The sequence below is a fragment of the Mycolicibacterium vinylchloridicum genome (assembly GCF_013404075.1).
GTDB lineage: Bacteria > Actinomycetota > Actinomycetes > Mycobacteriales > Mycobacteriaceae > Mycobacterium > Mycobacterium vinylchloridicum.
Window position 1 is genome coordinate 1 of record NZ_JACBJQ010000053.1, and the last position, 26,362, is coordinate 26,362.

Genomic DNA, 26,362 nt, shown 5'->3' on the forward strand with positions numbered 1-26,362 from the left:
AGCACAACGGCTTACCGGTCACGATGATCGTGACCACCACCCTGCAAGACCTCCAGGCCGGTGCCGGCCACGCGGTGACCGGCGGTGGGACGTTGATCCCGATCTCGGATCTGATCCAGATGAACGCCCCCGCGAACAAGTATCTGGCGGTGTTCGACGGCATCACCGGCCAATCACTGTGGCTGGGCCGGTCCAAGCGGCTGGCGTCGGCTGATCAGCGGATCATGCTGCTGGCCAAATACCGGGGCTGCACCGCACCCGGCTGCACCGTCAACGGCTACAACAGCCAAGTCCACCACGCCACACAAGACTGGAAACACGGCGGCACCACCGACATCGACCACCTCACCCTGGCCTGCACATGCGACAACCTGCTGATCGAAAACCACGGCTGGGAAACCCACCAACTCCCCGACGGCCAAACCCACTGGAGCCCACCACCCGACGTCCCCCTACGCGGCGGCACCAACGACTACCACCACCCAGAACGACTACTCCCCAAAGACTTCGAGAGCGATTAAGCCCGTGAGAACTCCGATGCGTCGGCGACCTGCTGCGCGCTCGGCCGGGCACCGGTGTAGCGCTCGAACTGTTCGGCCGCCTGCAGGGCGATGACCTCGGCCCCAGTGATGACGCGCTTACCGGCTGCCCGCGCCGCAACGATCAACGGCGTCTCCGATGGTACCGCGACGACGTCGAAAACCGTTTGCGCAGCGGCTATCACCACGTCGCCGTACGCCGGTTCGTGCTCCTCGGGTCCGTCCGCCATCCCGATCGGCGTCACGTTGACGATCACCGGAGCACGGAGATCACCTACCTCGCTTCGCCACTCGTAGCCCAACCGCTCCGCCAGCCCGAGACCGCTGTCGGCGTTCCTGGCGACAATCGTGCCGTTGTTGAATCCGCTGTCCCGGAACGCCGTTGCCACCGCGCTCGCCATCCCGCCACTGCCGCGGATCAGCACCGCCGCATGGGGGTCCAATCCGTGCTCCGTGATCAACCGCTGCACGGCCGTGTAGTCGGTATTGGCTGCCGTCAGCACACCGTCGTCGTTGACTATCGTATTGACGGCGTTGATCGCGCGGGCCGACATCTCCACGTGATCCACCAGCGCCAGCACGTCCTGCTTGAACGGCATCGACACCGAACACCCACGGATGCCCAATGCCCGCACCCCGCCGATCGCGGCGGCGATATCCGTTGTGGTGCAGGCCTTGTAGATGAAATCCAGGCCGAGCTGCTCGTAGAGATAGTTGTGGAAGCGGGTGCCGATGTTGCTGGGTCTGGCCGCCAGCGATATGCACAGGCGAGTGTCCTTGTTCAGCGCGGGTTTGGCCATCTCAACCCCTTGCCCGCAGCACTTGCCGCACGGTTGCCCGGATTTCGTCAGCCAGCGCCGGATCAATGTGCAGTGCATCAGTTTCCGGCACGTCGAATACGGTCAGCACCACTCCCGGCTCCTCCCGCTCCCAGTGCGCGCCAAAGCGGTCGAGAATCGTCCGCATCGGCAGATTGTCGGACAGGACCCGCGCGGAGAACCGCGTCACTCCCCCGACCTGCGCGGCGATGGTCAGAGCGTCCATCAAGAAGTTCCCGATGCCGCGGCCCTGATAGGCATCACCGACGATGAACGCGATCTCGGCCAGCGAAGGATCCGCTTCGTCGCGAACGAAGCGGACGTCGGCGACCACCGGTCCGTCCGCTCCATCGACGAGAACCCAGACGAAATGGTTGACGTAGTCGACCTGGAACAGGTAGTTCATCAGCGCCATGTTGGGTGCGCGCATCGACATGAACCGGCGGTACAGCGTTTCGGTGGAGAACTCGATAGGACCGTTCGCGGTGCGTTCGCTGTCGCCGGGCAGCGCCGGGCGCAACATCAGCTCGGTGCCGTCCTTGACCACCACCGGGATGGGGGTGACGAACGCTGCCAGCCGTTGCCGGGCCGTACGCACCATCCGCTCGCTGATACCCGGCAGATCGGCCAGCATCGCGAACGCAGCGTGGTCGCCGATGTAGGCCGTCAGGGGTTCGGTGACCGTGACCGTGGCCGATCGGGGCCTGTTCCGCAACAGCGCGATCTCCCCGACGATCATGCCTGCGGAAACCTCACCGAGTACGACCTCGCCGTCCTCGCCGACATGACGCACTTCGGCTCGGCCGGATTGGATGAGCAGGAACGACACCGCCCGGTCCCCCTGGCGGGTCAAGACCTGGCCCACCGACGCCTGCAACGGCTGCAGGTGCGCGGCAAGCGGGCGCAGCAGTTCCGGCGGGCACCCGTCGAACACCTCCATCTGCGCCAGCCCGTCGGCGCGCACGGTGATCAACTCTGGTGTCGCGCCGAGTGCCGACGTCAGGCCGCTTTCGCCGCCGTCCGCCGTCATACGACCTCCGTAGTCATCAACTCCGAGGTTACCGAGGGGCGACAACCACCCGGAGCGTTTTGCACTAGAGGTGCTTCGACCGGTTGACGAACCGCCCGGCACGCGGTGAAAATAGCCAGCCGCCACCGGCTTTCGTCCCGCCATCGACGGGAATGTTGTGTCCGGTGACGAACCCCGACACCTCCGACGCCAGGAACAGCGCGACCCGCGCCTGATCCTCCGGCCGGCCGACCCGGCCCACCGGCGCCCAGGATTTCCACAGGTGTTCGACGTCCTCGTAACCGGTCAGGTAGTCCACTTGCGGGGTCTGGGTGAGATCCGTCCCGATGCCGTTGACCCGGATACCGTGCCGGCCCAGGTCGACCGCGAGGCACGTCGTGAAGTGTGCGACAGCCGCTTTCATCGCGCCATACACCGGATCGCGCGGGAAACCCCGCATGCCTTCAACGGAATGGACGTTGACGATACTGCCGCTGCCCGCCTCAATCATGCCCGGGACGAATGCCCGGGTGACCGAGAACACATGCCGCAGATTGATGTCGTACATCCGCTGCCAGCTCTGCGGCGTCGACTCCTCGAAGGCCACCATCGGCCGGTAGTCCCCGACGTTATTGACCAACACGTCCACCCGCCCGTGTTCGGCCAACACCGCATCGGCGACGCGGACGACATCGTCGTCGACGGTGACGTCGGCGACGTGGCTGCGGATCGCACCGCCGGCGGCAGCCACCTCGGCGCTGATCCGTTCGGCGCGGACGGGATCGATTTCGACGACCTCGACGGCGGCGCCGTGCGCGGCGAACAGTGTCGCGATCGCCCCGCCGATGCCGTCGCCACCGCCGGTCACCACCGCAACACGTCCGTCCAGCAGGCGATTCCAGTCCGGTATGCCCGGGATGTGTGCGACACCATGCGGGCCGTTGCTCATAGCGGCGCAGCCTACGCCGGTCAGTACGCGAGCAGGTTCACAATCCTGGTGAAGCCGCTCGGTAACGCCGCCGCCGCCGGCATGATCGACGACCGGGTCGGGCCGAACTCGACAGCATGCAGCAGACCCGCCGTCAGCAGCCGGTAGCGCCGCGACATCTTGCGCCATTGCCGGTCGTAGGCCTGCGGGCGGTCGGCGAGAACACAATTCACCAACAACTCGGCACCGCCGAAGGCGATGCCGAGCCCCTCACCGGTCAAAGCGTCGACGTAGCCCGCCGCATCGCCCACCAGCAGGACGCGTCCCGCCGTGCGGCCCGCCACCCGTTGGCGCAGCGGCCCGGCGGCCCGCTCGGGTCCGTGCGGGTGACCGTTGACGCGCTCACTGAGCGCACCGAACTCGGCCAGGCGGCTCTCGAACGAGCCCTGCCGCGCCGTCAGGATCGCGATGCCAACGCAGTCGTCGGCAACCGGTGTGACGTAGGCCTCGGCACCGTCACCCCAGTACACCTCGACCCGGTCACTCCACGGCGCGGTGCGGACGTGTCGCCGCAGTCCCCACCGGCGTGACCCGCGGCTGGGCCGGGCCAGGCCCAGAGAGCGCCGGATCGGTGAGTGCAACCCGTCGGCCGCGGCCAGATACCGCGCGCGAAATCCGGCGCACTGAACCGAATCCGTGTCCTGGGAGATCGATCCGACATGCGCGGTGACCACCTCGACACCGGCCGCGCCGACCGCATCCATCAGGGCGCTGTGCAGGGCGGTGCGCCGCACCCCGAACCCGGGACCGGCGCGGAATGGGGCGTCGACGGTATGCGTGGAGTCCAGATACGTGATACCCCGAAATGGTTTACCGGGCAACGTGATTCCGAGCTTGTCCAGTTGCTGCACCGTATAGGGCATCATTCCTTCACCGCACGCCTTGTCGATCGGCGGGCGACGCCGTTCGACGACGGTCACGCTCAGCCCGGCGCGCGCGGCATGCAAGGCGGTGACCAGTCCGGCCGGCCCGCCTCCCGCGACCAGGAGATCGATCACGACAGGCTTGCCAGAGCGGCGTTTTCGGTGCGAATGCGGGTCCGCAGCAGTGCGGCGTTGAGCACGGTGAAAACCAGCGCGGTGATCCAACCGGTGTGCACCAGCGGCAGCGCGATCCCCTCGGCGATGACCGCGACGTAGTTGGGGTGGCTGAAGAAGCGATACGGCCCGCCGACCACCCGCTGCGCACCGGGAATGACGACGACCCGGGTGTTCCACTGCTGGCCGAGGGTGGTGATGCACCACCACCGCAGGCCTTGGGCGGCAACGACTATCGCGAGCATGGGCCAGCCCAGTGCAGGCAGGAACGGCCGGTGCAGACCGATGACCTCCACCAAAGCGCCGACGAGCAGCCCGGTATGCAGGACCACCATCACCGGGTAGTGGCTCGCGCCGAATTCGACGCCGCCCTGCGCCTTGCTCCAGGCCAGGTTTCGTCGAGCGACGACGAGTTCAGCGACCCGTTCGACCGCGACCGCGGCGACCAGCAATACGTACCAAGTCATCAGTGCCAGCGCAGCAGCACCAGTTCCGAGCAGAACCCGGGACCCATGGCCATCATCACGCTCGGTCCGGCGGACGGACGCTTGGCGATGGTGTCACGCAATACGTGCAACACCGACGACGAGGAGATGTTGCCGATATCGGCCAACGACCGCCAGGTCAGTTCCAGCGCCTCGTCCGGCAGCTCGAGACTGTTCACGATGGCCTCGATGATCTTCGGGCCACCAGGGTGGCACACCCACGTGCCGATGTCGGAGAGCGTAAGGCTATGTGCGCCAAGGAATTCGTCGACATCGGCGGGCAGGTAGCGCTCGATCACCTCGGGTAGATCGGCGGACAGCACGAGCTCGAGGCCGTCCGCTCCGACGTCCCAGCCCATGGTGCGCAACGAATCTGGGTACAGGTGGCTGCGCGAGTCGATCACGTCGGGCCCGCTGGCGTTGATCTTTGCGGCCCGCCGCTCACCGACTGCCACGACCGCCGCCGCGCCATCGGCGAACAGCGCGCTGCCGACCAGGCCGGGCAACGTGGGCTTGTTCGCGGTATAGGTCATCGAACACAACTCCACCGACACCAGTACCGCAACGCCGTCGGGATCCCCGCGCAGGTAGTCGTGCAGCCGGGCCACCCCGGCCGCGCCGGCCACACAGCCCAGCCCGAACATCGGCACCCGGCGGACATCGGGCCGCATACCCAGCCGGCCGGCGATCCGGGCCTCGATGGACGGCGCGGCGACACCGGTCACGGTGGTCGAAACGACCAGGTCGACGTCCGCAGGTGTCAGGCCGGCTTCCTCGAGAGCACCGGCGATGGCGGCCGAGCCGAGCTCCACAGCGTTCTCGATGAACAGATCGTTGGCCTCGCCGAAGTCCTTCAGCGCCGGGTACTGGTCCAGCGGCAGGACGAAGTGCCGATTATCGACCTTGGCGCTGCGATGCAGCTTGCGAAGGATCTCCTCGTATTCGCCGTAGCCGCCGATCGTCAGGAATGCCTCGGTGACCTCGGCCTGACTGTAGCGGTGCGCTGGCAATTCGCCTCGCACACCGGCGATGACACTGATCGGACGCATGTCTTGAACACGAGAACCGGCATCCACTGGTTCACCAACCTTCACTGCGACCCCCTCTGACTACTACGTCAACCAGTATGCCGCGCCGGGCCGCCCTCTCGGATGCCTACCCTCTGGTGCATCCAGGCCAGCGGTCTGGGCGCCCACCAGTTCCATCGGCCCATGACGTGCATGAATGCCGGCACCAGCACCAGGCGCACCAATGTCGCATCGGCAATTACCGCCAGTGCCAGACCGAGCCCGAACATTCGCATGAAGGACACGTGGGCGGCGATCAGGGCGGCGAACGAGATCGCCATGATCAACGCCGCGGCGGTGATCACCCGGCCGGTGTGCGCGACACCGAGCGCGACGCTCTCGTCGTTGTCGGCGACCCCACCTTGCGGTGAGGCGAGCCAGAACTCCCTGATCCGCGACACCAGGAACACCTCGTAGTCCATCGAGAGCCCAAAAGCTATGCAGAACAACAAGACTGGCATGTTTGCGACGAGGGTCCCAGTCGAGGTCGTGCCGAGGGCGCCGAGGTGGCCGTCCTGGAATATCCACACCATCGCGCCGAACGCGGCCGTCAACGACAGCACGTTGAGCACCAGGGCTTTCAGCGGTAGCACCACGCTGCCGGTCAGCAGGAACAGCAGTACCAGCATGATCACCGCGATCAACCCCAGCACGGCGGGCAACCGTGAGGTGATGGCGTCGACGCTGTCGGAGTTGGTCTGCGCGGTTCCGGCGAACTCGACCGTCCTGTTGCCGGGCGTAGGAACCGCGTGCAGCCGGTCGAGCTGGTCGGAGGACCGGTCCGAGAACAGCGGAGCGGTGCTCTCCACCGTGAGCAGTGCACTGCCCGCTGCCAGGCCGGCCGGCGCCGACGGTGGGCCTACGACGTCGCCGCCCACGTAGGCCCCCATCGGCGCGGATACCGCCGTGACGTCCGCCACCCGGGACAGGTCGGCGGCGTACCGGGCGATCTGGGCGTCGGACAGGCCGGTGGCGTCGGGGATGAGGATGGGGACGGCGGTTTCGGAATTATTGGTGAAGTCGCCGCGCAGCCGGTCACCCACCTGGTGGGCCGACGCAGAGGACGGAAGCACCCGGTCGTCGGGAAATCCGGGGCGCACTCCGAGGAAGGGTGCACCGAGGATCACCAGCACCACCACGCCGGCCAGCCCGATCGGGATTGCGCGCTTCATCACGAATTTCGTTGACCGGTACCAGAATTGTTGTTCGATGGGCCGTAAAGCCGGTTCGGCGCGTCCGAGGACGCGGCGGCACAGCCGGCGGACGTCGAGCGAGTCGAGCCGATCGCCCATCATGCTGATCGCGGCAGGCGTGATCACGATCGCGGCCAGCGCCGCGAAGGCGACGGTCGCGACTCCGGCGTAGGCGAACGATTTCAGGAAGTGCATCGGGAACAGCACCATGGCGCCCATCGACAGCGCGACGGTGGTGGCCGAGAACAACACCGTGCGTCCCGCCGTCAACATGGTGCGCATCAGCGCCTCATCGCGGTCCGTCCCCTCGGCCAGTTCGTCGCGATAGCGGCTGATCATCAGCAGGGTGTAGTCGATCGCCAGCGCGAGCCCCATGGCGGTCGTGAGGTTCAAGGCGAAGATCGAGACGTCGGTGAAGAAGGTCGTCACTCGCAGGACGGCCAGGGCGCCGAGGATCGCCACCAACCCGACCGCGACGGGCAGCGCGGCGGCGAACACACCACCGAACACCCACACCAGCACCAGGAAGCTGAGTGGGATAGCGATGGACTCCATCAACAGCAGGTCATGCTGTGACTGCTCGGTGACCTGCAGGTTCACCATCGCCGTGCCGCCGGTGCGCACGACGATGCCGTCGCGGTCGCGGGTGATCCGGTCGGACAGGTCCTTGGCGTACGTCTGTTGGTCGCTCTCGTTGCCGACGATCCCGGCCGTGATGAGGCCCGTCTTCTCGTCCCGGCTGACCAGTGCGGTCGCCGCCTGTGGCGGGGACGTCCATGCCGACGTGATCCCGATGACGTGGCCGGAACGCTTCATCTGGTCGATGACGTCGAGGGCGGCCGTGCGCGCCGACGGGCTGTCGAACCGATCACCCGCGGTGACGATCACCAGAAATTGGACGTCGCCCTGGCCGAATTTGTCGGTGAGCAACTCGGAGGCCCGCGACGACTGCGAGTCCGGGTCAGCGAACCCACTCGGGGACAGATGCTTGGCGACGGGTACGCCGAAGATGCCGATCGCCACCATGAAGAGGATGGCGACGGCGACCACCCGTCGTGGCGCGGCAATGGCTAGCCGGGCGGTCGCTCGCAGCAATGATCTGTCCTTCGGTTTCAGCCCTGCCTTCTGCTGATACGTACCCGACCAGCAGCAGGTTCACAATGCCTCCCCGAAGGACTTCGTGGCCTACCCGGCCACGGTAACCAATAAGGCACCCTGCTCGCATAGTTGTCGAATGCCGCACCATGTATCCGGCGGTACCGAGCCTCCTTGAAAAGGGGCGCTACCAGGCAATATGCGGTAAAAGTGGCAGCCACGGCCAATTGGTCGGGCGTCCAGGTCGGGACGGTCCACACCGTCAGCGTGAAGGCGACGTAGATCGGCTGGCGCATCAGCCGAAATAGTCCTGTCGTCGGCATCTTCGGGTAGATGAGTCGTTGTCCACGCAACAAGGTGACCCACCCCAGGGTGCCCACCTGAACCGAGAGGCCGGCGTCGAACATGGCTTTGCCGAGCAGTAGCCACGAGCACCCGTACAGCACACAGAGAACAACGAGCGCCGCGCCGTGCGCTTGCCACCAGATCGTTCCCGAGGGTGACCACAGCGCAAAGAGGGCGAGCACCTGAAGGGACGCGATGGCGACGAACGTGGTGGGCGCCAGCGTCGTGCCGGTGCCACCCGGGCCGAGCCGGTTGACCAGTGCCCGGCCCCGCCCGGTGAGCAGCAGCGAGTGGGCGACAGGGAACTGGGCCAGTAGCGCAGCGTTGGCGATCCAGCTCCACGGGGCAGACAGAGTGCCCAGTGAGCGGCTCATCCCGAAGTACATCGCGGCCATCATCGCGCCGACACCCAACACGAAAGCAGCGTGACAAAAGACGCCGTAGCCGATCGCTACGAGTATCCGGCCGCCGCGTCCCCGGGCGGCCGGCGGTGACGAATCTGCCCGCACACAATCCCTCTTCAGTGGCACTCCCGAGCACAACGTAGCGTGGGGAGATGAAGCTTGGCCAGCGTTTTCCACTCCTGCGATGGTCGGTGGTCCGCACCGGCATCGGTATCCGTAATTTCAACAGAACCGGTCAGGTCGGTGACGGGCGGGAGGCGGAAGCGGCCGACTACGTCGAGGCCAACGCCCGCCGGGGCGACATCGACGACGTACTGGCCACCATCGACGAGTACGCGTACGCGAAGGCGTTTCTGGTGAATGTCGGCGACGAGAAGGGCCGACTCCTCGACGCCGCGATCCGGCGCGCAGATCCGCAACTGGTGCTCGAGCTGGGCACCTATTGTGGCTACGGCGCACTGCGGATCGCTCGCGCCGCACCAAAGGCCCGGATTTTCTCGGTAGAGCTGGCAGCAGCGAATGCGGCAGTGGCCCGGCGTATTTGGGCACACGCTGGCGTTCAAGATCGCATCACGTGCGTGGTGGGTACGATCGGCGACGGTGGAACGACCCTCGACACTCTGTGTGATGAGTACGGATTCGACTCAGGCACACTGGATTTCCTGTTCATCGATCACAACAAAAACGCCTACCTCGCTGATCTGCTGAGCATCCTCGATCGCGGCTGGCTGCGACAGGGCGCCGTCGTCGTGGCTGACAATGTGGGCTTTCCCGGCGCTCCAAAGTACCGCCGCTACATGCGTGAGCAGCAGGGCCGGGTTTGGCAGACAATCGAACACCGCAGTCACGTGGAGTATCAGAATCTGCTCCCGGACCTCGTGCTCGAGTCGCAATACCTGGGCTGACATGGGGGTCCCCCTCCGAACCGGAGGGGGACCTCAATCCCTATGTCAGGCGGCCGCTTTATCCGCGCTGGCCCGCCGGCTCGAGCCGGTGCCCTTCTTGGCTCCCCCGTCTGCCGTTCCGGTCGTCGCGCTCTGGCCGTCTTCATCCGACGCCGCCTGGGACGAGCCGGCACGCCGGCTCGCGGCAGCACTGGCCTTGCCGGGTTCGGCCTTGTTTCCGTCGGTCAGATCCGTCGCACCGTTGGCGGTCGTCTCGACGGCGGCTGCGGCCGACTTGACCTTGGTGGCAGCGGGTTTGGCCGCCGCCGCGCCCGGGAGCGCGCCGCGGATCGCCTGGGCGATGTCGGTCACCGAGGCCCGCACGAACTCCACGCCGGCCTTGGCGACGTTGACGACTCCATCACGAACGGCTGCCACGATCTGGTTCAGGTCGCGGGACTTGACGGCCTGGACGACGTTGTAGACCGCGGTCTGCGGCGCCACCACCAGGTTGCGGAGGTTGACGAACATCTTGCCGCCGAGCCCCGGATTCTGGCTCACCACAACACCATCCCAGCTCTGCAGCATCCAGCCGTCCTCCTGGTTGCCGGTGACGACGACGACTGCGGTGTTACCGAGCGGGTGCGTGAGCATCAGCATGACGTCCGGATTGTCGACGTTCATCATCGTCCAGACCATGATCGTCGCGCCGTGCGAGAAGATCACCGGGTCGGTGTCGCCTGCTGCGATGACGCTGGCGAGCGCACCGTTGACCCGCGCCTCGAACTCGTTTCCGTTCTCGCCGAGCGGAATTGGCAGGCTGCGCAACCCGAGCGTCCAGGCCACCGGGATCAGGAAGTAGCCGATGCGGCCCAGGCCGCTGTCGATCGGCGATCCCTCGAAGATGCCTGCACTGATCTCCCGGAAACCACCCTCTTCGATTCCGTTCATCGACAGCAGGGCCTCCAACGGGGCGGCGGTCTGGTGGGTGCGAATCATGTCCGAGACGTAGATGCTGTCGTAGCCACCGTCCTTGAGCTGCTGCGCGATGGCTTCGGCCTGCTGCTCGCCGAGCTCAGTCAGCTCAGGCCCGGGCACCTTCGTGTCGATCCCGGCACCGGCGACGTTGCCGTAGGACTCGCCGTGGCGCACCCAGGTGAGGGTGATCGAGTCGGCGGCCCAGGCGGGCAACGCTGAAACCAGGAACAGGGCGACGGCCGAGAGGACCGTCGCAAGCACTTTCAGAGCACGATCTCGCATCCCAAACTCCATCTGATCCCCAACGGTGGTACAACGCCCAGACACCCTGACTGTGCGCTCGGTCACAGTACACAAATGCAAATCTGTCTACAAACGCCCTGGCCCGGGTCTCAGAAAACTAACGATCGCGTGGATTCTCGGTTTCGACAGTCGCCCGACCGCAGCGGCCGTGGTGTCGTGGATGGCGATGCCTTCTCACGCGATCCGCGCCGCCGGTGTTGCGGCGGCCGCGGCATGTGCCGCTTTGCTCCTGACCGCACTGCCTCAGGCCGGCGCCGCCCCCTCCTTCGATTCGCAGGGTTATGTCGACTCGACAGCGCGCTGTTCGGATACCGCCGTCCTCTTCGGCAGCACCGACAGCTCGCGGGTGGCGATCTGCAAGACGTCCAGCGGATACGAGTACCGCGGCGTGCGGGTACGCGACGGCGCGAAGCTGATTCTGCCGGCCTCCGGCGGGGGCGGCGGTTCGTACACCGCGATCAACGACGGCATCACCTACACGGTCAGCTCGAGTTCGCTGGTGGTCAGCTCCGGCGGTGGTGTGATCCGCAAAGAGTCGTGGGTGGACTTCCACGGCCCGCAGACATCGCAGTCCTCGACGACGTCGTCGTCAGCCCCGACGACATCGACCGCACCGACCAGCACCACCCCGACGTCGACGACGCCGCTCGGGCCGCCGCTGCCGGCCGAAGTCGGCGGCGGGCGCTAACCCCTGAGCGTCGCAATCAATTGCCGCACGCCGCGGCGGGTGGTGTGCACCATGTCGGCGCCCACCGCCCGGACGAGCCGGTTGTTGTCGACGGCGGCGAGCTTGCTGATGCGCGCCAGGACGCCGCGGCCGTGGTCGGTCAGAGTCAACAGCGGCGAGGTCTGGTGATCGGGGTTGGCGCCAACATCAACCAGACCCTCGCCGACAAGCTCGTTGGCGACCCGTTGCACGGCCTGTCTCGTCACGCCGAGCCGGCGAGCCGCCTGCGACACGGTCAGCGCGTCATCGGAGATCACGCTGAGGAATTGCCAGCGGGCCTGCGTCTGTCCTTCGCGCGCCGCCATCGCCTCTCCCGACCGTCGCAGCAGACCGGCAAGTTCGTAGATGTCGGCGACCAGCAGCGCCATCTCGTCGGCCATCGACACCCCTCTATTTTGACAACATGTTGTCATTACGGTTTGATATTGTCATGATACCCGCAAACCCCGCGGTGCAGAATCTGGAGACTGCACTGCGCGATGCCACGGCCAATCAGCCTCCCACACAGGCTTTTCCCCAGCTCGCAGAAATACTGCGCCGGGCCGGCGTCCGGACCAACACCTGGTGGCTGCCTGCGATGCATAGCTGCTACGAGACCGATCTTGGCCCCGTCGTCGTTCAGCACGCTCCCCTGCTCCACGGCATGGCCGAGGTGCCGTCGTTCGATCGCGCCGCCCTCGTCACGGCGCTGCGCGCCGATCAGGCCGGACAGAGCACCTTCGGGGAATTCGCCGCCGCGGCGTGGCGAGCAGGCGTCGTCCGCTGGGTGGTGGCGCTCGACGACCGCACCTGCACCTACTTCGGGGTCGACGGTCAATCGTATGTCGAAAAGTATGCGGCAGTGGAGATTCCACTCAGGAGACGCTGAGATGCAGCCGCTCGAGCCGTCGCACCAGCAGGCTCGGTAACCACCGGCCGATCTCGGCGGCATCGATCGTCGAGGTGCGTTCGAGCAGTTGACCGATGACGATTCGGGCCTCCAGACGGGCGAGTGCCGCTCCGATGCAGAAGTGCGCCCCCTTACCGAAACTGATGTGGCCCTTGCCCGCTGTCCTGTCGAGCCGGAATTCGTCGGGATCGCCGAAGTGGGCCGGGTCTCGGTTCGCCGCGCCCCACAGCAGGAGCAGCCGCGATCCGGCTTCGAGTTCGGCACCGAGCAGTTCGGTGTCGTGAACGACGTGGCGATAGTGCCCCCGAAACGGCGGCTCGTACCGCAGTACCTCTTCCAGGAACGCGCCGAGTAGGTCGGGCCGCTCCCGGAGCTGTCGCTGGATGTCGTCGTGTGTCGCGAGAAGGTATGCGGCCGAACCGATCAGCGAGGCCGTGGACTCTCCGCCTGCGCTGAACAAGATGATCATCATCGCCTGCGCCGCCACGGTGCTCAACTCGTTGGTCGCACATGCCGTGGCGAGGTCGCCGAGCAAGTCGTCGCGCGGCTCCGCGGCCGCCCGGCCGAACTGTTCGGTGATGTAGGCGCTGAGCTCCATCACCGCGATACCCGCCGTTGCCAGTTGAGCTTCGGTCACCAAACCCTCGACCACCTGGGTCGCGGCGTAGCCCCAGTCGATGAGCGTGTCGATATCGGCGTCGGGTACCCCGATGATCCGGCCGACGACCATCATCGGCAGGCGGTTGGCCATCGCGCCCATCCACTCGATGCCACCGCCTCCTGCGTTGGCCTCCCACAGTCGCGCCGCGGTATCGGCCACAAACGGCTCAGCAGCCCGAATGCGCTTGGCAGCCAACTGCGGCAGCAGAAGCTTGCGGTGCACCGAGTGGTCGGGCTCGTCAGCGGTCGCCAGCACCTGCATTTCTCCGCCGAGTTCGCCGATCCTGAAAGGTGTCACGGCGCCGCCCGGCTCATACATCATCGTGGCCGTCAGGTTGGAGGAGAAGTCGCCGCTGCGGGCGACCGCCTCGTTGACTGCCGCCCAGCTACTCACGGCGTAAAAGCCCGAGTCCCCGATGCGGTGCACATGGCCGGCCTGGTGCATCTGTCCATACAGCTCGCGCGGATCCTGGATGTACCGATCCTCGAACAGGGCGAGGCCGAGACCGCGATCAGCCGATGTCATGTCTTTACGCTGGGCCGCGGGCATGCACCGCGTCAATCGTGGCCGGGAAAGTCGCGACTCTGCTCCCCTAATGGACGTAGTAGTCGTCTCACGCGATGCGGTCTAGCTGGGTAAATAGTGTGAGCTCTAGCCAGCACTGTCTCAATCTTGAGAAGATGACCTCCGTGGTTCGCGGCGATTGGGTGGTCGGCGGCGATCGGTCGGCAGCAGCGGCGGATCGCATCTACGCGGCGGCCACCGAACTCGTCATCCGCGACGGTCTGGACGCCCTCGACATCGACACTCTGGCCGCGAAGGTCCACTGCTCGCGGGCAACGGTCTATCGCCATGCCGGCGGCAAGGCTGCGATCCGAGACGCCGTTCTGACGCGACTGGCGGCGGCCATCATCGACAAGGTCCGCCGGGCCGTCGACGGGCTCAGCGGTTCGGAACGGGTGATCGCCGCGATCACCGTGGCGCTGCAGCAGATCCGTTCCGACCCGCTGCGCCGCCTGATGTTCAGTGCGGGCAACCTGCCGGACGTCAAAGAACTGCACTCCTCCCCGGTGCTCGCTCACCTTGCCGCCGAACTCACCGGAATCACCGACGACGATCCGCAAGCGGCGCAATGGATCGTGCGTATCGTCGTCTCGCTGGCCTACTCGCCCATCGCGAATGTTCGTGACGAGCGAGAGGTACTGGAGCGCTTTGTCGCGCCCGCGTTCGACAGGACCGCCACCCAGACCACAAAGCACGCGACGGTATAGATCAGGCTTCCGGTCGGCCTAGCGGGTAGGTCCGGTGAGGACCGAAACAACCTCGTACAACGGATCATTCGTCGTCGAGATGCCGCCGATGAACGGATGGGACAACTCGAGGATGAGGAACAGATTCGTCGCGACGATCAAGCCGACGATCGCCACCATCGGGTAATGCATCCCGGCCTTCTCCACCCCGTAGATGACGACAGTGCCCACGACCATGGCGCTGGTCAGGAAGATGACCGCCCACAATGGCCACGGCGGCCCGGTGTCTTCGCGGGCGGTCAACAATCGGACAGTGCGCGCCTGACTTACCTTGTCCAGGTTGGCATATGACGTCGCCAAGAGACTCTTCTGGCTGTCCGTCGTCGCGTTGACTTCATGGTAGGCCGCCGATAACCGGGCCAGCGCGGCATCGGCCTCCGGTGAACGGGTGCCAAGGCCGCTGTCCCACTCGGCGATGGCCGCCTTCTCGTATCCGATCAGAGCCTGCCGTATGCGATCGGCATCCGCCTTCTCGAAAACATCGACATTCCTGGCCATTTCGACCGCCGCCGCCCCCTCGGCCCGAGCGTTCGCGTCGGCGGTGCTGATCTGACCCCACATCGACGACACGACGAAACCGATCAGGAAGGCATAGATGAAGCCGATGAAACTGTAGGTGAACTTGGTGACGTCATTGTGTTCGTCGCGGGTCAGCGCTGGGAACCACCGGCGAACCGCCGTGACGAGCAGCATCGCTCCACCGGTGATCGCGACTATCAGACCGACGAGCAGCAGCCCCGGCGGGATGTGGCTCACAATCCATCCACTCATCGGCGACTCCCCCGCGGATATGCGTCTACACCTGCGTTCCGACTCTATGGGGTCCACCGGTCGGTGGACAGCCGATTCACCCCATGGACGGTCCGACCGGCGGATAGCCGGGGTGTGTGACGCGAGCAACACTGATGCAATACCGGGCGGCGACGGTCCGCCCAGCATCGAAGAAGGAGACTGACATGGACAACTCGCAAGCCACTCATGAGACCGTGAACGTCGGCCGACTCACCATCACCAGCAATGGCCGTGCCGCCGGCCAGATGTGCTCGAACAAGGCCCACAACGCGCTGTGCTTCGCCCGGACTCGGTAGATGCCGGCGACGACGCTGGACGGCCGGCTCGAAGGCGCACTCGCGTTCACCGCGCCTTACGTCATCGACCGGCTGCTCGCCGATCGCGTCGCTGAGACCCCGGCAGCGGCCGAACAGCTCTTCACCGAGGCCAAGCGATACCTGGTGCTCTGCGCGGCGACTCCGGAGGTGTCGTTCGGTATGCATTCGTCGATGGTCGATGCGGCGTGGCACACATTCATCCTGTTCACTGCCGAATACACCGATTTCGGCCACCGCTACTTCGGTGAGTACCTGCACCATTCACCGGCCGCCGACGATCGCACCGAGGGACCGCTGCTGAAAGCCGCCTCCTTCAACGAGTTTCAGCAGCGCTACGAGGAGCTGTTCGGGCAGCCGTTGCCTTCCGTCTGGTACGACGACGCCAGCGTCGTCCCGTCCCGACGCGTCATCAATGGTGGTACCGGAATCCTCACCGTGAGTGTGGAAGACGCCACTGTCCGATTGATCGACGACACTGGAGCTTCGGTGCTTTCGGTCAACGCACTAGCCGCCGACGCCCTTGCGTTCATTGCCCGGACCCGCGACTTCTTCGTCCGCGAACTGCCAGGTGGCCTCAGCGACGACGAGAAAGTCGGCGTGATCCGAGCCCTCGTGCGGTCCGGAGTATTACGGGTGGCGCTCTAACGCGGTGACGTACCTGACCTCGTCGACGGGGGTACCGCCGATGACATCGGTTCGTCCGGATCCGTCAGCGCGCCAGCCCGTCCCTTCGTAGAACCGGCGAGCCCGGGCGTTGGTGGACAGCACCCAGAGAAAGGCATGTTCGTGACCGGCCCTGCTCAACCGAGCGCACGCGGCATCGATGAGCGCAAGGCCGATGCCGGCGCCCCACCGTGCTGGGTCGACATACAGCGCCCACACCTCGCCGCTTCCGGCCAAGTCGTCGTCCCGTGATCGTCCGAAGGTGACATGCCCGCATATCGTGTCCCCGTCAACCGCAACGAGGGTATGGCGCCCGCTGCGCTCTGGGTCGAAGCTGTACCGAGCCGCCCACTCCTCGGGACGCAACCCGTCGAGGTAGTCCGCCGCGATGAGATCGCGGTAGCCGGCCCGCCAAGACCGGACGTGTGCTTGCGCCATCGCCAGCGCATCATCGGCTGTGCCCTCGCGGACTTCGACCACCTTCGCACCCTACGTCGGATCAGTGCTCCGCCTGTTGAGCTTGTCGCGCGAGCCGTTCGTCGTGAATACGGACCAATTCACGGAACCCGATCCGGTGGTATTTCGGGATCGGCTGAATGCCCCACTGGTCCTGGGCGGTGGCCTTGCCCGCCGCTCCTTCGGGCGGACCCAATGGCGGGTAGGGGTACTTGCACTCCAATCTGTCATCGGAATAGCGCACCTTCAGCAGCTCACTGCAGATCTCGGTGAGGCTCAGCGTCGGATACCCGTAGTACACCGCCATGAACGGCAGGGTGAACGCGCCCTCGACGACCAGCGCGACCAGACACACCAGGACTGCGCGTTTGATCCACTTGTGCATCCGCGCGTAGTACGGGGTGGTGCCCGGCGGGAGATCCTCGATCTTCTCTTCGGTGGTAGTCACGGGAATCCCTTCAGTCGGAGAAGATTTCGCGGTTGACCGTGTGCAGATACGGGATCGCGAGAAACGGTGTGATGTAGAAAATGTCGTAGAGCCACCAGCCGATCACCGGCAACACCACACCGGCATAGCGGACATCGGCATACATCGTCATGTTGAACACATAGCCGCACCAGATCACCACGCCCATCCAGCAGGTCACGATCATCCACTGATGACCCCACCGCTTCATCTGCAAAAACCCGATCGCAGCGGCGCAGCGCATGGCGAACACCGTGAGGATCAGGCCGGCGACCCAAGCCTTTTCACCCGGACCCGCCGCGCCACCGATCCACAGTTCGTTGTAATGCCAGAAGTAGCCGGCATCGAACATCGCACCCCAGCCCACCATCAACACCCGGTTGATCAGGGTGTGATTGGCGACGAGGTCCAGTGCCCAGCCCAGGCTGTTGAGCGCACCGTCGATCAGAACGAGATAGCCGATCAGCGTGACGATCATCGGGCGGACCGACAGTCCCGCCCGCAGTGCCTGGCGTTGCAGCCACACCCCGCGCATGAAGATCGGAAACCCGATCAGTCCGGGCGCCCACATCCCCATCAGGGCGGCACCCACGATCATCCACTTGTCAGCACGACGCTGCGCCAGCCGCGACTGCTCGTGGTGATCCTCGAGGCCGACCGAGCCCTCGGTGCGGCCGACCGACGACGCGGTCACAAATCCCACCAGCCGCGGGTGAACGACATGTAGAGCTGGATTCCAAACATCGCCAGCAGGTATCCGTAAATGACAACCTGCAGGATGATGAGCGCCCGCTTACGCTTTCGTTCTTTCTGATCGACCACGTCAGTCCACCTTTCCTAGAGATCCGCGGCAGCCAAACAGGCTGCCGCCACTTCACGCAGCCCGTCGCTGATCGCACCGTCGGTGCTCAGCGGGGCCAGAATGCACGCGTCGGCAGCCTCCAGTTCGCCTGCGCCGGCGGTGATCAACTGCGCTGCGGTGACCAGCACCCGTGTCGACGGCGGTTCGAAGTGAAACGCCTCGTCGGCAGTGCGAATCGCGACCGCGCACCCGACCAGTCGCCGGGCGGTCGCCAGTGCGACCCCCGTCTCGGCGACCACCACCTGCGCTTCGCGTTCCGGCGGCAGATACTCCATCGGCAGCGTCGCGAAGCGTTGCCGGAATGAGGGTTTGAGTTCCTTGAGCGAGCTGCGGTAGGCGGGGTTGTACGAACACACCAGCATGAATTCCGCTGGCGCCCAAACCACCTCAGCAGCCCGGTCCAGATAGAGGGTCCGTCGATGATCGGTCAGCGAGTGCAGCACCGCGAGCGAATCGTGGCGGGCTTCGACAACCTCGTCCAGATAGCAGATCGCACCGTCCTTCACCGCGCGGGTGAGTGGGCCGTCCGTCCACACGACGTCGCCACCGGTCACCATGAACCGGCCGACAAGGTCTGAGCTGGTGAGGTCGTCGTGGCAGCTGATCGTGACGACCGGCCGGCCCAGCAGCAGACCCATATGCTCAACCAGCCGAGTCTTTCCGCATCCCGTCGGGCCGGTCAGCATGACCGGGATACGTTGGCGGAACGCCTGTTCGAACAGCTTGACCTCATTGCCGAGGGCGAGATAGGTCTCTGTCATATCGACACCAACTCTCGATGCACGTGTGCCAGCACCCGCGGGAGTTCGTCGACTCGCCGGATGCGTTGGGAGCGGCGGGGTCCGAAGACCTCCGGCAGTGGGTCGACCCGGGTGGGCCCGACGCCGACGTAGTAGACCGACACCCCTGCATCGTTGGCTTCCTCGACGGCGTGGGCGGTGTCGGCCCAGGCGTAGCGGCCCTCGTAACCTTCGTCGGAGATCAGGCCGTCGCCGATGACGAGGAGCAGTCGCCGCTCCGAGGGCTGCGCCAACAGCCGGCTCGTCAAGTGCCGCAACGGTGCACCGAGCCGCGTGTAGCCGCCGGTTTCCAAGCCGAGCTTGCTGGGCGGAGCGAACCTCGCATCGTCGAAATCCTTGAGGCAGCGCACTTCGACGCGGTGCCTGGTGTTGCCGGTGAAGACGAACACGCCGTGGCGTTCCCTCGCGAATTTCATCGCCCGCGACAGGGCGTCAGCACAGGCGAGTTCCAACCGGAAGACGCGGCCGCCGTGGGTGCCCAACGACGAACTGCCGTCGAGGAGCAGCGCGGTGGTGACATCTCGGCAGACCGGCAGCAACTCACGGAAGATCCGCGGTTCGGCCGCCTTGCCGGTGGCCATCTCGACGTAGTGGCCGACGTACTGTTCGACATCGATGTCCGAACCGTCTTCGAGGCGGCTCTTCATGGCCCGATGGGTGTGTTCCTCGAACCACTTGCGCAGGTCGACGGGACTCGATCCGCTCTCGCGGGTGTGAGCATGGGGATACTCCAGCACCGCAACGTGATCGGGCATGAACTTCTTCGTCCACGCATTCCATTCCGGGTAGGGAATGCCCGGGCGGTGATCCGGCGTGATGTCCAGATCGTTGTCCTGCGGGCGGCTCGGTGGTGGGAGATTGGAGTTGCGGACGCCGCCGTCGCCGCCGACCGGTACCGAATATGGCTGGGGCGTACGCTTCTGCGTCGTCGTCCACGGCATGCGCCCGAACGTTCGGCGTAGCCTGTCGCCCAGCGCCTTTGGCGCGGTGTGCGCCAACGGTAGCGTGCCCAACAGCGGGTCGATGCTCAGCTGTTTCTCGTCGCGTGCCAGGGTGATCGCCCGGTGAAGCATCTCCTCGGCCTCGGTGTCGCCCGCCAGGATCTCCAGGTCAGGCAGCGCTCGCCGCAGCTCGGGGAGCAGCCCCGGCCAGCGTGACGCGATCCAGCCGACCGCCACACCGGCCTCGACCAGCGTGAGCGCACGCAGCTCGCGGGTGGACAGTTCATGGAGCCGATACTCGGTGATCCGCTCCTTTGACGGCGAACACTGCAGCGCGACAGCGCATGTGATGGTCCGGCGAGTCCAGTCGCCGACGATGGCCGGGTACGGAACGTGGATGTAGGCCAGCGCCGCGTTCAGCCCGAAGGATCGGTGTTGGCCCGTGACCAGCCGAACACCTTCTCGGCGTTGCTCGCTCAGCGCGACCGCGGTGACGGCACAGCTGCGCTCGAGCGCCATCGCGCGGGTATCGGAGGGTTCAGCCACGGCGGATCAGAAGGTGCCGATGTTCGAGAACAGCCAGTACCAGAAGGCGATGATCAGAATCGTGCCGCCCCACGCGCCCACGTATCGAAGGATCTCCCAGAGGTATCCCATCAACTGCCCCTTTCAGTCGGAGAAGATTTCGCGGTTGACCGTGTGCAGATACGGGATCGCGAGAAACGGTGTGATGTAGAAAATGTCGTAGAGCCACCAGCCGATCACCGGCAACACCACACCGGCATAGCGGACATCGGCATACATCGTCATGTTGAACACATAGCCGCACCAGATCACCACGCCCATCCAGCAGGTCACGATCATCCACTGATGACCCCACCGCTTCATCTGCAAAAACCCGATCGCAGCCGCGATGCGCATCGTGAACACGGTGAGAATGAGCCCGACCTCCCAGCCCTTCTCCCCCGGCCCGGCCGCACCGCCGATCCACAGTTCGTTGAAGTGCCAGAAGTAGCCGGCGTCGAACATGTTGCCCCAGCCGGTCAGCAGCACCCGGGCCAGCAGTGTGTGGTTGCCGACCATGTCCAGCGACCAGCCGACGGCGTTGATCGCAGCGTCGATGATCACGAGGTATCCGAGCAGCGTGACCAGCATCGGCCGCACCGTCAGCCCACGGCGTTGGGCCCGTCGCAATAGCCACACCCCGCGCAGGAACAACGGCAGGCCGAAGACACCGAGGGCGGCCGAGCCGATGAGGATGCTGCCGGAGATCAGCCAGCGATCGGCTTGCCGCTGCGCCAGCCGGGACTCCGCCATGTGCTCATCGAGTCCGCCGCCAGTAGGTAGGGACGAAGCCAGGCTCACAAAACTGACTATAGTCAGTAAAACTAGCGTGACTCAATACTGCACAGGGTCCTGGTCACGTAGTCGTCGATCATCGCGCTCTGTGCCGGCCAGTCGTGGGTGGTCGTGAGCAGCGCATAGAGGCCCAACAAAAAGAAGACCGCGCTGTTGATCGGAATCACCGCGGAATCGACCTGACCGCGCCGCTGAAGCCGCTCGATCTCTCCGGCGACTGCGACGACCACCGGGTGTTCTTTGCTCTCATCCGTCGGTCGGGTCTGCGAAAAGTGCAGCGCTAGAAAGTCTTTGAACAACGCCGCGCCGAGCCTGCGCTCCAGTCCCAGCACCAGGCGAACAGCCTCATTGAGCGTCGAGGCGAGGTCGTGCTCCGAATCCGCCAGGTAGCGGGCGAATTGCTTGGCGATGCGTTCTTCTTCGCGGCGCTCCAACTCCAGCAGCACGTGTTCCTTTGTCGGGAAATGGAAGAAGAATGTCCCATGTGCGACCCCGGCGGCGGTCACGATGGCCCCGACGTCGGCCGCCGCGATCCCTGACCGCTTGAACTCGGCTATCGCCGCACCCATCAGCCGCTCGCGGGTCTGGAGACGTTTGGTCTCGCGCGCGGACGGTTTGTCTACCACCGACATGGTCCAAGAATATCGGGTGCCGCCGCGATCACACGGCGCATCGTTTGCTGACTTGAGTCACCCGCGCAAGCGCCGAGTTCACGGCCGGAGACTGTCCGACTCACAGCAGGGTGACGCGCCGGCTCAGAAGAACGGATTGCTGTTCTTCTGGTGGAGGGCCTCATGCGGCCGCGGACCGAACCGGGCGATGTAGTCCTCGTCGACCCACGCGTTCTTCTGACGCTTGAGAACGTCGACGAGATCGGGATCCAGACCGTGCGCAGCGAGCCGGTGCCGCCGCCACACTTTGTTGAGCGCCAGCGAGATGGCCAGTGCCCAGAGGTAGATCGGCACGGTCATGGTCGAGTGCACATACAGGGCGTCCTGTTCGACGGGGAAGAACCAGAACGGTGCCAGAATGAAGATCGGCGGTATCGCCATCCTGATCATGAATCGTCGGACACTGCCCGGTCCCGCGAGATCGTTGGCAACCCAGTCACGCATGGACGCCGGCAACCGTCGAAAGCCATACGCGTAGCCGATGAATTGAAGAAAGTCAGGCCGGGTGGCGGACGTAGCTCCTCCTTGGTCGGGCACCCCCATAGGCACCCTACTCGCCCCCGATGCCGTATTTCGCGCCGCTGACGTGGGCGTCGACGCCTAGCCTCGATGACATGGACGAACTCACCGAAGATGTGATCGATTTCCTATCCGAGGGCACCCGTACGGCCAAGCTGGGATACGTCGCCGCAGACGGCAGGCCACTCGTTGCGCCCGTGTGGTTCATCGTCGAGGGCAACCAGTTGGTCTTCAACACCGGCAAGCAGGCCGCCAAGGGGCGAGCGCTGAGCCGCGACCCACGCGTCGTGGTCTGTGTCGACGATCAACATCCCCCGTTCTCGTTTGTTCAGGTGCAGGGGATCGCCGCCACGTCAGAAGACCCCGACGAACTGCTGGATACCGCGACCCGGATCGCGGCCCGCTACGTCGGTGCCGACCGCGCCGAGCAGTACGGGCGTCGAAACGGCGTGCCCGGCGAGCTGGTCGTGCGGATCACCCCGACAAAGGTCATCGCGGGATTCAACGTCGCCGATTGAGCACCTCGTTGTTACCGAAAAACATTGCAGTTCTTTAATTTTTGTTGCGTCGAGCAGCCAGCGGAAGCTACATTTGCGATGCCTGACCCATCCCCCCAAGACCGGTCAGGAGCGAAGGGCTCGGGCCGCTCTATCCCCCTAGCGTTGTCCGAGCCCTTCCATCCTGGGGGATTTCACACGGGATCCGAGCCCTGCCAAGTTGTCGGCCTCCCCCGGCCCCGTCGTGACTTGGCGTGAAATATATTCCAGTTCACGGTGTTTCAGATTGACATCCCAGATCCCAGGGTGCAGTGCGGCGCAGATTTGAGCGAGCGGGGCCGTGCGCCGGTATCATCGGACAGAGCACCATCCGGCGATTGCGATGCCGCCCGCCGAAACGTTGAGGCAACTACTCCGTTGCGTTTCGATGACGAAATGTTCAGACCTACTCCCCTATTCGTGAGGCTACCCATGCGCGACGAGCTGTTTTCCGGCTTCAGTGACGCCGGGTGGGACGAGGCCCCGTGGGACGTCGAGCCGACGTTCACGGCGGCAGAACTACAGATCCTGCTCAATCCGGAATTGTCGCCCGTGGAGGCTGCCGATCGGGTGGGCTGCGTTGTGCATGACGTTGAGCGGTTGCGCCGGACGTCCTGAAACTGCAGTCCGCCTACGAGATCAGTGCGCACCCAGGATCGCGCCTGGCGGACAACGGGATACGACCGACACCGTTGACAGCCAGGCTGCAGCGATGCATATTTTATTCGAAATACCGACCGATATGTTCCATTATTGGACCACTGGAGGTTTCGTGGCGTACGTACAGGAATTCGTGGACAGCATCGCCGTGGCCGAGCGGCTGGTTCGCGAGGCGCCGCACGTGCAGAACGAAATCGATCTGCTCGAAGGCTTGCAGTACTTGGCCGGCTGCGTAGCGGCGTGCACACGCCTCGTATTCGATTACCAACGCGACCATCCGTTCCTGCACTCCGGTACCGGACCGTTCACGAAGATGGCCCTGGACAATCCCGACACCCTGTACTTCGGTACCTCGCTACGCGCAGGCCATGAGTATGTGGTGACCGGGACCCGTGGCACCACAACCGATCTGAGTTTTCAGTTGCTCGGCGGTGAGTACACCGACGACAACGTTCCCGACAACCAGATCGCCTTCGACGACCGCGAACTCGACATCGCTGCCGATGGCAGCTTCGAATGGAGCTTCACCCCCCGCAGCGACGCCCAGCTCGTCATCCGCGAGGTTTACAACGACTGGTCGGCCCAGCGCGGCACATTGGCCATCACACGTACTGACACCACGGGTACAGCACCGAGCCCGCCGACTCCCCAGCTGATGCACAGTCGGTACGCGGCAGCCGGCAAACAACTCATCAAACGGATCAGGACATGGTTGGCGTTTCCCCAGTGGTTCTACCTCAACGTCGAAGTCAACACGCTCGTCGCGCCACGGCTCACGCCCGGCGGACTTGCCACCCAGTACTCCTCGGTCGGCCATTTCGACCTTGACCCCGGGCAGGCCATGGTGATCACACTGCCGCCCTCCGGCGCCCCCTACGTCGGCTTCCAACTCGGCAGCCCGTGGTACATCTCGTTGGACTACATCAATCACCAGACCTCGCTGAACGGAACTCAAGCGCAGGTCGATCCCGACGGGATGATCCGGATCGTCGTGGCCCACGACAATCCAGGGGTGACGAACTGGGTGGAGACACTCGGCCATCGACGCGGCTACCTGCAGTTTCGCTGGCAACGGACGGCACGTGCACTCACCGAAGCCGACGGTCCCACCGCCGAAGTCGTCGACATCGACGCGGTACCGTCCAGATTGCCTTATTTCACCCAGAACGCGATCAGCAGCGACGACTGGCGAGCACGGATTGCCCTGCGCCAGCGGCAGATCGGCAACCGAATGGTGGCGTAGCCCGGGTTCGATCAGGGAACGTCAGATGTGTCAAAACAAAGTGGAGCTAAGGGGAATCGAACCCCTGACCTTCTCGATGCGAACGAGACGCGCTACCAACTGCGCTATAGCCCCTTGGTCTCTGGCAGGTTACCAGCCGAAGCCCGCCCAGCCGAAACCGGTGACCTACTGACCGGCCGCCCGCGGCAGGTCGAAGTGGCGGGCGAACGCGACCTCGTCCAGGTGCTCGAAGATCGGGTCCTCGTCGTCGATGTCCAGCACCGCCGCGCCGGGTCGGCGCAGCCGCGAGGGCACGACGTCGTACTGGCGGTCCTCGGTGTTCTCCACGCCGAGTCGCGAGCGCGCCATCCGCTGCTGGCGGCGTCGGCGCACCTGCTCCTCGATCCGCGTCTGGCGGCGCAGATAAGCCAGGTACAGCACCGTCACCGCACCGGCCCCGCCGCATGCCCACCACAGATCGGGGCTGACGGTGAACGAGAGCACTGCGGTGATCACCATGATCGCGGCCATCGCCATCAGCATCCGCTTGCGGAAGCGGTACTTGCGCGCGACGACGGCCGCGGCCGTCGTCTCCGCTCGCCGCGGCCGGTTGGCCCGCGGCGTCACCGTCGTCGCCGGCTCTTCCTCGGCTTCCAGACCCGAAGTGTCCTCGACGGTTTCGTATTCGTCGGCGGTGCCGTCCTGCGGCTCGTCGTCGGCGATCGCCTGGAACGTGTCGGTGGCTTCTCCTTCTGCCACCGCCTCGGCCTCACGCTCGGCCTCGTCCTGCTCGTCGACCGCCGACACCTCGGGCTCTGCGGGGGCTTCGTCGAACAGGGTCGGCTGCGGCGCGGCGACGCGGGCGGTACCGCCGACGGGCAGCGCGCCGGAATCCTCGTCGACCACGTCGACGTCGAGATAGTCAGGCTCGGACTCTTCGACCACCGCGGCGACCACCACCACCGAGCGAGTGCGGGAGGGTACGGCCTCGCCGGCTCCGTCCTCCGCGTCCACCTCGTCGAACTGGTCGTCGTCCTGGGGCTGCCAGTCCGGGTCGTGCCGGTGGCCCGCCGACGGTCCGCTGCGCCTGAATCGCGCCCTCGCGCCACCGTTGAGCACCCGGGTCGCAAGCGCGACGTCGCTGGTGCGGCGGACGTTGTCGCGCTTGCTGATGAGCATGGGAACCAGCACGAACAACCAAAGCACCACGAGCGAGATCCAGAGCAATGACTGGGGGATGCTTGGCATGATGGCCTGCTCCTTTCCCGTCCAGGCTAGGTCCGTGACCTACGCAACCCGTGACGGCGCGCCGAGGTCAATTACACACGTGTAATTAGCCCATGACAAGCACCAACAGCCCCAAATG

General features: G+C 65.2%; 32 protein-coding genes and 1 tRNA gene. 10 read left to right on the top strand and 23 right to left on the bottom strand.

The genetic code is table 11. The features are described 5' to 3' along the window. Nucleotides 1-521, top strand: a 521-nt coding sequence (locus HPC46_RS27965) for an HNH endonuclease signature motif containing protein (RefSeq protein WP_179475430.1), incomplete at its 5' end; no start/stop codon positions are given. On the opposite strand, the gene HPC46_RS27970 is transcribed toward HPC46_RS27965, so the two are convergent. The 8 genes from HPC46_RS27970 to HPC46_RS28005 form a co-directional block, all read right to left on the bottom strand. Beyond that, the gene (locus tag HPC46_RS27970; RefSeq protein ID WP_179475431.1) at nt 518-1,339 is read right to left on the bottom strand and encodes a shikimate 5-dehydrogenase; all 822 of its coding nucleotides are present in this window, start codon (nt 1,337-1,339) and stop codon (nt 518-520) included. The genes HPC46_RS27965 and HPC46_RS27970 overlap by 4 nt on opposite strands. A gap of 1 nt (nt 1,340) precedes the next feature. Next, a complete protein-coding gene (locus tag HPC46_RS27975) occupies nt 1,341-2,387 on the bottom strand; it encodes an acetyltransferase Pat (protein WP_179475432.1) in 1,047 nt (348 codons plus the stop codon). Nucleotides 2,388-2,451: 64 nt separating this feature from the next. Further along, complete coding sequence (locus HPC46_RS27980; RefSeq protein WP_179475433.1) at nt 2,452-3,315, bottom strand: SDR family NAD(P)-dependent oxidoreductase; 864 nt, start codon at nt 3,313-3,315, stop codon at nt 2,452-2,454. A gap of 20 nt (nt 3,316-3,335) precedes the next feature. Beyond that, the gene (locus HPC46_RS27985; protein ID WP_179475434.1) at nt 3,336-4,352 is read right to left on the bottom strand and encodes an NAD(P)/FAD-dependent oxidoreductase; all 1,017 of its coding nucleotides are present in this window, start codon (nt 4,350-4,352) and stop codon (nt 3,336-3,338) included. After that, nucleotides 4,349-4,858, bottom strand: coding sequence for an isoprenylcysteine carboxyl methyltransferase family protein (locus HPC46_RS27990; protein ID WP_179475435.1), 510 nt, complete (start codon nt 4,856-4,858; stop codon nt 4,349-4,351). Before HPC46_RS27990 ends, HPC46_RS27985 begins: the two co-directional genes overlap by 4 nt. Then, nucleotides 4,858-5,916: a type III polyketide synthase gene (locus tag HPC46_RS27995; protein WP_179475457.1), complete on the bottom strand. Its 1,059-nt coding sequence runs from the start codon at nt 5,914-5,916 to the stop codon at nt 4,858-4,860. Before HPC46_RS27995 ends, HPC46_RS27990 begins: the two co-directional genes overlap by 1 nt. A 77-nt stretch (nt 5,917-5,993) precedes the next feature. Continuing rightward, nucleotides 5,994-8,231, bottom strand: a complete 2,238-nt coding sequence (locus HPC46_RS28000) for an MMPL family transporter (protein WP_179475436.1) — start codon at nt 8,229-8,231, stop codon at nt 5,994-5,996. 17 nt (nt 8,232-8,248) lie between these two features. After that, nucleotides 8,249-8,992, bottom strand: coding sequence for a methyltransferase family protein (locus tag HPC46_RS28005; RefSeq protein WP_325096799.1), 744 nt, complete (start codon nt 8,990-8,992; stop codon nt 8,249-8,251). A gap of 140 nt (nt 8,993-9,132) precedes the next feature. Here HPC46_RS28005 and HPC46_RS28010 point away from each other — a divergent pair, with 140 nt between their 5' ends. After that, nucleotides 9,133-9,885, top strand: a complete 753-nt coding sequence (locus HPC46_RS28010) for an O-methyltransferase (RefSeq protein ID WP_179475438.1) — start codon at nt 9,133-9,135, stop codon at nt 9,883-9,885. A 45-nt stretch (nt 9,886-9,930) separates the two neighbouring features. Here the strand turns inward: HPC46_RS28010 and HPC46_RS28015 are convergent, their stop codons facing one another. After that, nucleotides 9,931-11,124, bottom strand: a complete 1,194-nt coding sequence (locus HPC46_RS28015; RefSeq protein WP_179475439.1) for a histidine phosphatase family protein — start codon at nt 11,122-11,124, stop codon at nt 9,931-9,933. Between the two features lie 187 nt (nt 11,125-11,311). Here HPC46_RS28015 and HPC46_RS28020 point away from each other — a divergent pair, with 187 nt between their 5' ends. Continuing rightward, nucleotides 11,312-11,833 carry a hypothetical protein gene (locus HPC46_RS28020; RefSeq protein ID WP_179475458.1) on the top strand — a complete coding sequence of 174 codons (522 nt, stop codon included), beginning with the start codon at nt 11,312-11,314 and terminating at the stop codon, nt 11,831-11,833. Here HPC46_RS28020 and HPC46_RS28025 read toward each other — a convergent pair. Beyond that, nucleotides 11,830-12,252, bottom strand: coding sequence for a MarR family winged helix-turn-helix transcriptional regulator (locus tag HPC46_RS28025; protein WP_179475440.1), 423 nt, complete (start codon nt 12,250-12,252; stop codon nt 11,830-11,832). The genes HPC46_RS28020 and HPC46_RS28025 overlap by 4 nt on opposite strands. A 23-nt stretch (nt 12,253-12,275) precedes the next feature. On the opposite strand from HPC46_RS28025, the gene HPC46_RS28030 reads away from it, so the two are divergent. Beyond that, nucleotides 12,276-12,740 (top strand): DUF1398 domain-containing protein, encoded by a 465-nt coding sequence (locus HPC46_RS28030; RefSeq protein WP_233716786.1) that lies wholly within the window; start codon nt 12,276-12,278, stop codon nt 12,738-12,740. Here HPC46_RS28030 and HPC46_RS28035 read toward each other — a convergent pair. Continuing rightward, nucleotides 12,727-13,947, bottom strand: coding sequence for a cytochrome P450 (locus tag HPC46_RS28035; protein ID WP_179475441.1), 1,221 nt, complete (start codon nt 13,945-13,947; stop codon nt 12,727-12,729). The two genes, HPC46_RS28030 and HPC46_RS28035, sit on opposite strands and share 14 nt — an antisense overlap. Before the next feature lie 155 nt (nt 13,948-14,102). Between HPC46_RS28035 and HPC46_RS28040 the strand changes: the two genes are divergently transcribed. After that, nucleotides 14,103-14,693, top strand: a complete 591-nt coding sequence (locus tag HPC46_RS28040; protein WP_218894749.1) for a TetR/AcrR family transcriptional regulator — start codon at nt 14,103-14,105, stop codon at nt 14,691-14,693. 18 nt (nt 14,694-14,711) lie between these two features. Here HPC46_RS28040 and HPC46_RS28045 read toward each other — a convergent pair whose 3' ends face one another. Continuing rightward, complete coding sequence (locus HPC46_RS28045) at nt 14,712-15,503, bottom strand: bestrophin-like domain (protein ID WP_179475442.1); 792 nt, start codon at nt 15,501-15,503, stop codon at nt 14,712-14,714. A gap of 185 nt (nt 15,504-15,688) precedes the next feature. On the opposite strand from HPC46_RS28045, the gene HPC46_RS35615 reads away from it, so the two are divergent. Both HPC46_RS35615 and HPC46_RS28050 read left to right on the top strand, forming a co-directional pair. Next, a complete protein-coding gene (locus tag HPC46_RS35615; RefSeq protein ID WP_267910029.1) occupies nt 15,689-15,820 on the top strand; it encodes a hypothetical protein in 132 nt (43 codons plus the stop codon). After that, a complete protein-coding gene (locus tag HPC46_RS28050) occupies nt 15,821-16,486 on the top strand; it encodes a glycine-rich domain-containing protein (RefSeq protein WP_179475443.1) in 666 nt (221 codons plus the stop codon). Here the strand turns inward: HPC46_RS28050 and HPC46_RS28055 are convergent. The 9 genes from HPC46_RS28055 to HPC46_RS28090 form a co-directional block, all read right to left on the bottom strand. Further along, nucleotides 16,469-16,984, bottom strand: a complete 516-nt coding sequence (locus HPC46_RS28055; protein ID WP_325096801.1) for a GNAT family N-acetyltransferase — start codon at nt 16,982-16,984, stop codon at nt 16,469-16,471. The two genes, HPC46_RS28050 and HPC46_RS28055, sit on opposite strands and share 18 nt — an antisense overlap. Nucleotides 16,985-17,003: 19 nt before the next feature. Then, nucleotides 17,004-17,408 carry a hypothetical protein gene (locus HPC46_RS28060; protein WP_179475444.1) on the bottom strand — a complete coding sequence of 135 codons (405 nt, stop codon included), beginning with the start codon at nt 17,406-17,408 and terminating at the stop codon, nt 17,004-17,006. 10 nt (nt 17,409-17,418) lie between these two features. After that, nucleotides 17,419-18,120 carry a hypothetical protein gene (locus HPC46_RS28065; protein WP_179475445.1) on the bottom strand — a complete coding sequence of 234 codons (702 nt, stop codon included), beginning with the start codon at nt 18,118-18,120 and terminating at the stop codon, nt 17,419-17,421. After that, nucleotides 18,117-18,248, bottom strand: a complete 132-nt coding sequence (locus HPC46_RS35620; protein WP_267910030.1) for a hypothetical protein — start codon at nt 18,246-18,248, stop codon at nt 18,117-18,119. The genes HPC46_RS28065 and HPC46_RS35620 overlap by 4 nt, the downstream gene beginning before the upstream one ends. A 15-nt stretch (nt 18,249-18,263) precedes the next feature. Further along, the gene (locus HPC46_RS28070) at nt 18,264-19,049 is read right to left on the bottom strand and encodes a CbbQ/NirQ/NorQ/GpvN family protein (protein WP_179475446.1); all 786 of its coding nucleotides are present in this window, start codon (nt 19,047-19,049) and stop codon (nt 18,264-18,266) included. Continuing rightward, nucleotides 19,046-20,548, bottom strand: a complete 1,503-nt coding sequence (locus tag HPC46_RS28075) for a nitric oxide reductase activation protein NorD (protein ID WP_218894754.1) — start codon at nt 20,546-20,548, stop codon at nt 19,046-19,048. Before HPC46_RS28075 ends, HPC46_RS28070 begins: the two co-directional genes overlap by 4 nt. Nucleotides 20,549-20,698: 150 nt before the next feature. Continuing rightward, nucleotides 20,699-21,346, bottom strand: a complete 648-nt coding sequence (locus HPC46_RS28080; RefSeq protein WP_179475462.1) for a hypothetical protein — start codon at nt 21,344-21,346, stop codon at nt 20,699-20,701. 71 nt (nt 21,347-21,417) lie between these two features. After that, on the bottom strand, nt 21,418-22,020 hold the full coding sequence (locus HPC46_RS28085; RefSeq protein WP_179475448.1) for a TetR/AcrR family transcriptional regulator: 603 nt from the start codon (nt 22,018-22,020) through the stop codon (nt 21,418-21,420). A 123-nt stretch (nt 22,021-22,143) separates the two neighbouring features. After that, the gene (locus HPC46_RS28090) at nt 22,144-22,602 is read right to left on the bottom strand and encodes a DUF5313 domain-containing protein (protein WP_179475449.1); all 459 of its coding nucleotides are present in this window, start codon (nt 22,600-22,602) and stop codon (nt 22,144-22,146) included. Between the two features lie 71 nt (nt 22,603-22,673). Here HPC46_RS28090 and HPC46_RS28095 point away from each other — a divergent pair, with 71 nt between their 5' ends. The 3 genes from HPC46_RS28095 to HPC46_RS28105 all read left to right on the top strand — a co-directional run bounded on the left by HPC46_RS28095 (nt 22,674) and on the right by HPC46_RS28105 (nt 25,017). Next, nucleotides 22,674-23,096 carry a PPOX class F420-dependent oxidoreductase gene (locus tag HPC46_RS28095; RefSeq protein WP_179475450.1) on the top strand — a complete coding sequence of 141 codons (423 nt, stop codon included), beginning with the start codon at nt 22,674-22,676 and terminating at the stop codon, nt 23,094-23,096. 450 nt (nt 23,097-23,546) lie between these two features. Then, nucleotides 23,547-23,732 carry a hypothetical protein gene (locus HPC46_RS28100; protein WP_179475463.1) on the top strand — a complete coding sequence of 62 codons (186 nt, stop codon included), beginning with the start codon at nt 23,547-23,549 and terminating at the stop codon, nt 23,730-23,732. 124 nt (nt 23,733-23,856) lie between these two features. Continuing rightward, nucleotides 23,857-25,017 carry a hypothetical protein gene (locus HPC46_RS28105; protein ID WP_179475464.1) on the top strand — a complete coding sequence of 387 codons (1,161 nt, stop codon included), beginning with the start codon at nt 23,857-23,859 and terminating at the stop codon, nt 25,015-25,017. Between the two features lie 41 nt (nt 25,018-25,058). Here the strand turns inward: HPC46_RS28105 and HPC46_RS28110 are convergent. After that, nucleotides 25,059-25,131, bottom strand: a tRNA-Ala gene (locus HPC46_RS28110). Between the two features lie 51 nt (nt 25,132-25,182). Then, nucleotides 25,183-26,244, bottom strand: coding sequence for a divisome protein SepX/GlpR (gene sepX, locus HPC46_RS28115; RefSeq protein ID WP_179475451.1), 1,062 nt, complete (start codon nt 26,242-26,244; stop codon nt 25,183-25,185). Nucleotides 26,245-26,362: the final 118 nt, after the last annotated feature.